Origin of the sequence: Rahnella perminowiae (assembly GCF_019049755.1) — a bacterium.
Taxonomy (GTDB): Bacteria; Pseudomonadota; Gammaproteobacteria; order Enterobacterales; family Enterobacteriaceae; genus Rahnella; species Rahnella perminowiae.
The window spans coordinates 1-1,399 of record NZ_JAFMOS010000178.1; the positions used below are offsets into that span (position 1 = coordinate 1).

The 1,399-nt window shown below is 40.0% G+C and carries 2 protein-coding genes; both read left to right on the forward strand.

Annotated elements, in window-relative coordinates; all coding sequences use genetic code 11:
* The first annotated feature begins 152 nt into the window (after nucleotides 1-152).
* On the forward strand, nucleotides 153-512 hold the full coding sequence (locus J1785_RS01040) for a tlde1 domain-containing protein (RefSeq protein WP_217218598.1): 360 nt from the start codon (nucleotides 153-155) through the stop codon (nucleotides 510-512).
* Nucleotides 513-819: 307 nt separating this feature from the next.
* Nucleotides 820-1,311 carry an Hcp family type VI secretion system effector gene (locus J1785_RS01045; protein WP_217218599.1) on the forward strand — a complete coding sequence of 164 codons (492 nt, stop codon included), beginning with the start codon at nucleotides 820-822 and terminating at the stop codon, nucleotides 1,309-1,311.
* Nucleotides 1,312-1,399: the final 88 nt, after the last annotated feature.

Genomic DNA, 1,399 nt, shown 5'->3' on the forward strand with positions numbered 1-1,399 from the left:
TGATAATCTTCTGGAAGATTAACGACGTCAATATGAATGATGCATGAGACGATTTTATGGGTCATGCCGATAGTTTATATTCATGATATCTATGATTGTTTCATAAAGTCTCAAACAAAATCACCATGATTAACCAAACAAGGATGGATATCATGACATGGGAATATAATAAAAGTACCGGGGAGTTGAGCCATAACGGACAACTTTTTAGGCAGGGCTATAGCGGACATGGTGCAGGGATAAATAATCCAGTTATGGAGTCTGTGAGCAGTCAGGGTTCAATCCCAAAAGGTTATTATCGTATAACAGAAGCACATAATACCGTTACGCCTGTCACCATCATATTGGAACCTATTTTGGGGACTAATACATATGGGCGAGACCTGTTCAGAATCCATGGCGGTTCAAGGGGAGGCGGACGCAATGCATCGAATGGTTGCATCATCATTGATGGCGTAAGTAATCGTGAACAAATCATGAATAGCAGTGACACGATTCTGGTGGTCAGATGATGAAAATTTTACTGTCTTTTTTATTAATATTTTCATTTTCGGTAGCCGCCACGATGCAAAAAACTTCCATGCAGTTAACTCATCAGATAAAAAATCAGGGTGCTCTCCCTTCTTAAAGGTGGGGCTTTACCCTTCAGTACCGATAATGTATGTGCTTTACCCTTTTATAGCATCAAAGAACCGGAATTTAACCAATATGTCGTTGATGCAATTCAGGCTCTTTATAAGGTTCCGAACAGCAAAGCGTGTATTGATACTATTGTAAATACTATCGGACAATCAAATGGATTTATAGATGACAATTAATATGGGCATTCCTGTTTATATGTTTTTGTATGATGATGGCGGCAATATTATTAAGGGTGGCGTTGACATTCGAGGCCGTGAATACAGTGTGGAAGTGTTAGGACTGCATCACAGTGTACATATACCAACCGATAACCATAACGGTAAGTTCACCGGAACCTGCCAGCACCTTCCATTCCTGATAGAAAAAGAAATCGATTCATCTTCCCCCTATCTCTACAAAGCGCTTTCTACGGGGCAAACGCTGACGCGTGTGGAACTGAAATATTATCGAATCAACGATGCAGGGCAAGAGGTGGTATATTTTACTATTCTGCTGGAAAACGTGAGAGTCGTTAACCTGATGCCCGTGATGTTTGATATCAAAGATCCCGCGAAAGAAAGATTTAATCATATGGAAATCGCAGAATTCCGTTATGAGAAAATCACCTGGAAGTATGTGGATGGTAATATCCAATACGCAGATGCCTGGAATGAAAGGGCGACGGCATAGTTAGTGTGCAGATAATGGCATAAAAACTACGCAAAAAACCTCCTATTCTTGGACTTAGGTAACGATATTAATCAATTAAATTATATGG